Source organism: Enterobacter cloacae complex sp. I1M (assembly GCF_014982425.1).
GTDB classification, from domain to species: Bacteria; Pseudomonadota; Gammaproteobacteria; order Enterobacterales; family Enterobacteriaceae; genus Enterobacter; species Enterobacter intestinihominis.
In genome coordinates this window covers 1-2970 of record NZ_JADCLG010000042.1, presented here as the reverse complement: position 1 = coordinate 2970, position 2970 = coordinate 1, and the positions used below count along the sequence as shown (strand labels likewise).

Here is a 2970-nt window from a genome sequence, read left to right as displayed (position 1 = left end):
GGGATCGAACCGCTGACCTCCTGCATGCCATGCAGGCGCTCTCCCAGCTGAGCTATAGCCCCATCGTAAAGCTGTCATGTTGACGGGCGGCATAATATGAATTCCGCCGCACAGTGTCAACGGCAAATTCAACCTCAGCCTTTCAACCGCCGAAAAATCATGCAAATGAATCACTTTGCGAGTCTGCTCGCAGCCAGGAGTTAAGCTTGTCACGTTTTCACGTAAAACGGTGCTATAAAATGAACCACTAATTAACCCCACAGATATTCAGGAAATTGTATGATCAAGGAACGAATGACGCCAGAAGAGTTAGCCCTGCTGACTGGCTATAGCCGACAGACCATCAATAAATGGGTACGCAAAGAGGGTTGGATTACATCGCCAAAACCAGGCGTTCAGGGCGGCAAGGCGCGTCTGGTACACGTCAATGAAAAAGTGCGCGACTTTATTCGCAGCGCACGCAGGGTAACAGAGTCGCCGGAAATGCCAGAAAAGGCGTACCACGAAGGCTCGCTTCACGCCCTGCTCCTGACGCTGGCGAATGAAATGACGCCGGATGAGCAAAAGCAGATGACAACTCTGTTACTGCGGGAAGGGATTACCGGATTGTTACAACGCTTAGGGATTCGCGACCAACGCTAATATGAAAAGATTACGCAGCAAAATGACCACGGAAGAGCTGGCGGACAGTCTGGGCGTCGCCCGACAAACCGTTAATCGCTGGATACGACAGAAAGGATGGAAAACGGAGGGTATCAACGGTGTAAAAGGCGGAAGAGCGAGGGTGATATGTATTGATGCGCACGTTAAGGAGCACATCATTAGCCTTCCCGCCATTCGTAACAGTCGGGCTGTTTACCATGTGGCAGAAAGCCCTTCACTCTATGGCGTGGCGACCTCATCCAGCCTGCTTCCACAAATTATCGACTCGCTGGAAAACATGACAACTGTCGAACAGGAACGTTTGCACAAGCTGCTCGCTCGCGAAGGTTTGCAGGGTTTTCTCACGCGTCTTGGTATTGCTGAATAACAGACATAAAAAACGGCAGGTTACCCTGCCGTTATTTGTATTTCACGAGCATTACTGCTGGCTTTCGCGCTCAGCAATAAAGCCCAGCGCCTTGTTGATACGCGCAACGCTACGTGATTTGCCAATGGCATGAACGGTCACGTCCAGCGCCGGAGACTGGCCTGCCCCCGTCACCGCAACGCGCAGCGGCATACCGACTTTACCCATGCCAATTTCCAGCTCATCAGCGGTTGCCTGAATCGCGTGGTGAACATTTTCTGCAGTCCATTCGGTAATGGCTTCGAGTTTATCTCGCACCACTTCCAGCGGCTGACGCGCAACCGGACGCAGGTGTTTCTTGGCCGCATCGGCGTCGAACGCGTCAAACTCTTCATAAAAGTAGCGGCAGCTCTCGGCGATCTCTTTCAGCGTTTTGCAACGCTCGCCAAGCAGCTTCACCAGATCCGCCAGTTCAGGGCCCGTACGGGTATCGATGTTTGCCTGCTCAATGTGCCATTGCAGATAAGTCGCCACATACTCTGGCTGCATGGTATTGATGTAGTGATGGTTCAGCCACAGCAGTTTGTCAGTGTTGAACGCGCTGGCTGATTTGCTTACCGAGTTCAGAGAGAAAAGCTCGATCATCTCTTCGCGGCTGAAGATCTCCTGGTCACCATGAGCCCAGCCCAGACGCACCAGATAGTTCAGTAGCGCTTCCGGCAGATAGCCGTCATCACGGTACTGCATCACGCTCACCGCGCCATGACGTTTGGACAGCTTTTTACCGTCGTCACCGTTGATCATCGATACGTGCGCATACACCGGTACAGGCGCGTTCAGCGCTTTCAGAATGTTGATCTGACGCGGGGTGTTATTGATATGGTCTTCACCACGGATCACGTGAGTGATTTCCATATCCCAGTCGTCCACAACCACGCAGAAGTTATAGGTTGGCGAGCCGTCAGTACGACGAATGATGAGGTCATCCAGCTCCTGGTTGCTGAATTCGATCGGGCCACGGATCTGGTCATCAAAGATAACAGAGCCATCCTGCGGGTTAGCAAAACGCACTACGCAAGGCTCATCAGCAGCATGCTCGCTGTGGTCATGACGGCAACGACCGTCATAACGCGGTTTTTCGCCTTTTGCCATTTGCTCTTCGCGCAGCGCATCCAGACGCTCCCTTGAGCAGTAGCACTTATAGGCCGTGCCTGCGACCAGCATCTCGTCAATTACGGCGTTATAGCGGTCAAAACGTTTGGTCTGGAAGTATGGGCCTTCGTCCCACTCCAGATTCAGCCAGTTCATCCCATCCATAATGGCTTCAATTGCTTCCGGCGTTGAGCGCTCCAGGTCGGTGTCTTCAATACGCAGCACAAACTCACCTTTGTTGTGGCGTGCGAAAAGCCAGGAGTAGAGAGCGGTACGTGCACCACCGACATGCAGATAGCCTGTCGGGCTCGGCGCGAAGCGAGTTTTGATTTTCATGAAATGGCCTTACGTTATAAAGATGCCGGTAATCGGCAAATCCTGGGAAGAAAACAATGGGCAATATTCTATCACTGTGGGCCGATTCCTCAATGTCGATCACTTTATCCGGTTCGAGATTGCTGTTTTTGTTTAGAAATCATGCACCACAGTCCGTTTTGCGATCGTTTTGACTAATTTTACGACGAACGAATAAAAACTTTAGAAAATGCGTTGACTCATTTTCAACTCTCCCTATAATGCGACTCCACACAGCGGGGGTGATTAGCTCAGTTGGTAGAGCATCTCCTTTACACGGAGGGGGTCGGCGGTTCGAGCCCGTCATCACCCACCATCTACTTCGGTAGACTCGCAGTGTAGATAAGAATTGAGATTGGGCGATTAGCTCAGTTGGTAGAGCATCTCCTTTACACGGAGGGGGTCGGCGGTTCGAGCCCGTCATCGCCCACCATTTCGGGTCGTTAGCTCAGTTG

The 2970-nt window shown here is 52.0% G+C and carries 3 protein-coding genes and 3 tRNA genes (1 of these 6 only partly in view); 4 read left to right on the top strand and 2 right to left on the bottom strand.

Going from position 1 to position 2970, the window contains the following annotated elements:
• Positions 1–62 (bottom strand) — tRNA-Ala (locus INF86_RS20680); it reaches 69 nt to the left of the window's first position.
• Positions 63–279: 217 nt separating this feature from the next.
• On the opposite strand from INF86_RS20680, the gene INF86_RS20675 reads away from it, so the two are divergent.
• Both INF86_RS20675 and INF86_RS20670 read left to right on the top strand, forming a co-directional pair.
• Entirely contained in the window at positions 280–642 is a 363-nt protein-coding gene (locus INF86_RS20675; protein WP_063853412.1) for a YfeC-like transcriptional regulator, read from the top strand.
• A gap of 1 nt (position 643) precedes the next feature.
• A complete protein-coding gene (locus INF86_RS20670; RefSeq protein WP_032622330.1) occupies positions 644–1030 on the top strand; it encodes a YfeC-like transcriptional regulator in 387 nt (128 codons plus the stop codon).
• Between the two features lie 51 nt (positions 1031–1081).
• On the opposite strand, the gene gltX is transcribed toward INF86_RS20670, so the two are convergent.
• Positions 1082–2497: a glutamate--tRNA ligase gene (gene gltX / locus INF86_RS20665; RefSeq protein WP_022648938.1), complete on the bottom strand. Its 1416-nt coding sequence runs from the start codon at positions 2495–2497 to the stop codon at positions 1082–1084.
• 258 nt (positions 2498–2755) lie between these two features.
• Here gltX and INF86_RS20660 point away from each other — a divergent pair.
• Together INF86_RS20660 and INF86_RS20655 are read left to right on the top strand one after the other, a co-directional pair.
• Positions 2756–2831: transfer RNA gene (locus INF86_RS20660), tRNA-Val, on the top strand.
• Between the two features lie 41 nt (positions 2832–2872).
• A tRNA-Val gene (locus INF86_RS20655) sits at positions 2873–2948 on the top strand.
• Positions 2949–2970 lie beyond the last annotated feature (22 nt).

Coding starts and splice junctions, on each gene's coding strand:
- INF86_RS20675 (WP_063853412.1), top strand. CDS start 280: ATGATCAAGGAACGAATGACGCCAGAAGAGTTAGCCCTGCTGACTGGC.
- INF86_RS20670 (WP_032622330.1), top strand. CDS start 644: ATGAAAAGATTACGCAGCAAAATGACCACGGAAGAGCTGGCGGACAGT.
- gltX (WP_022648938.1), bottom strand. CDS start 2,497: ATGAAAATCAAAACTCGCTTCGCGCCGAGCCCGACAGGCTATCTGCAT.